The sequence below is a fragment of the Arenimonas sp. genome (genome assembly GCF_019459675.1).
Lineage (GTDB): Bacteria > Pseudomonadota > Gammaproteobacteria > Xanthomonadales > Xanthomonadaceae > Arenimonas.
This window is the reverse complement of sequence record NZ_JAIBFH010000484.1, coordinates 1-1,580: the sequence shown is the minus strand read 5'-3', so window position 1 is coordinate 1,580 and position 1,580 is coordinate 1. Positions and strand designations below refer to the sequence as shown.

At 69.4% G+C, this 1,580-nt stretch carries 1 protein-coding gene; it reads left to right on the top strand.

Going from position 1 to position 1,580, the window contains the following annotated elements; genetic code table 11:
* The first annotated feature begins 159 nt into the window (after positions 1-159).
* Positions 160-1,485, top strand: a complete 1,326-nt coding sequence (gene creD / locus K0M70_RS15970) for a cell envelope integrity protein CreD (RefSeq protein WP_290783748.1) — start codon at positions 160-162, stop codon at positions 1,483-1,485.
* Positions 1,486-1,580 lie beyond the last annotated feature (95 nt).

Sequence of the window (1,580 nt, the reverse complement as noted above, 5' to 3'; positions counted from 1 at the left end):
TCCTTCCCCCCAAGCACCTGTCATCGGCCGGGTAAAGTGAACCTGACCCCGTTCTTGCCCCGTCCACTGCCCGGCAATCGCCAGATTTCGCCCTGGAAAGGCCCGCTGCGCCTGTTGCAATGAGGTTGCCGCGCTTGGCGGTGACCTGGAGCACGCGCCATGCGCATTGGCTGGAAGTTGGCCCTGGTGGGCCTGTTGTTGCTGCTGCTGTTGATCCCGCTGGGCCTGCTGGACGGCCTGGTGGCCGAGCGCCAGGCCCGCGGGCAGGAGGTGGCAGACGAGATCGCCCGGTCCTCGTCGGGGCCGCAGCAGGTGGTGGGGCCGCTGCTGCTGGTGGAGGCCGTGAAGCTCACCGAGCGCCGCCGCGTGGTCAGCGAGGGCGGCCTGATGCGCGAGGAAACCGAACAGGCCAGTGAAACCGTGCACTACCTGGTCAGCCCGGGCCGGCTGGCGGTCGACAGCCAGCTCAGGATCGAGCAGCGCGGCCGCAGCCTGTTCACGGTGCCCCTGTTCCATGGCGCTCTGAAAATGGCCGGCGAATTCCGGCATGTGCCGCCCGCTGCGGAAGGGCAGGGCCAGCTCAAGCCCGTGCGCGCCTGGCTGGTGCTGGGCCTGGGCGACAACCGCGGCGTGCAGCGGATGGCGCTGAAGGTGGACGGCCGCCCCGTCACCGCCGAGCCCGGCACGCGCGTGGGCTGGCTGCCCGAAGGGCTGCATGCGCCGGTGCCGCTGCCGGCCCTGGAAGCGCCGCTGGCCTTCGAAGTCGCGCTGGATTTGACCGGAACCCAATCGCTGGCTTGGCTGCCCGTGGGCGCTGAAACCACCGTCACGGCCTCGGCCGACTGGCCGCACCCGGGCTTCGAGGGCCGGCACCTGCCGCAGGCCTCGACGATCACCGACGACGGGTTCAGCGCCAACTGGGCCGTGTCCAAGCTCTCGAGCCGCGTGCAGCAGGTGATCGCCGCCTGCTCCCCGATGGAAACCAGCTGCGATGGTTTGGCCGAAAGCGGCTTTGGCGTGCGCCTGGTCGAGCCGGTGGACCGCTACCTGATGACCGACCGGGCCATGAAGTACGCGCTGCTGTTCCTGGGCCTGGTGTTCGGTGCGGTGTTCCTGGTGGAAGCCCTGTCGTCAAGGCCGGTGCATGCGGTCCAATACGGCCTGACCGGGCTGGCGCTGGCGATGTTCTACCTGCTGCTGCTGTCACTGTCCGAACACATCGGCTTCGGGCTGGCCTATGGCCTGGCGGCGGCTTCCTGCAGTGCGCTGCTGGGCTATTACCTGGCCGGGGTGCTGGGTGGGGCGAAGCGGGGCCTGTGCTTCGGGGCGGGCCTGGCGGGCCTCTACGGCCTGCTTTACTCGCTGCTGCGATCCGAGGACTACGCCCTGCTGGTGGGCGCCGGCGTGCTGTTCGCGGCCCTGGCCACCGTGATGACCCTGACCCGTCGCGTCGACTGGCACCACCTCGGCAGCCCCAAGACCTGAATGGGGCGGCAGCCCCCGATTCCTTAAAGGCGCCCCACCCGGGGCGAAGGAGAGAGGCTTGGAGGGCCCAAAATACCCGGGGGGCGAGAAATTAA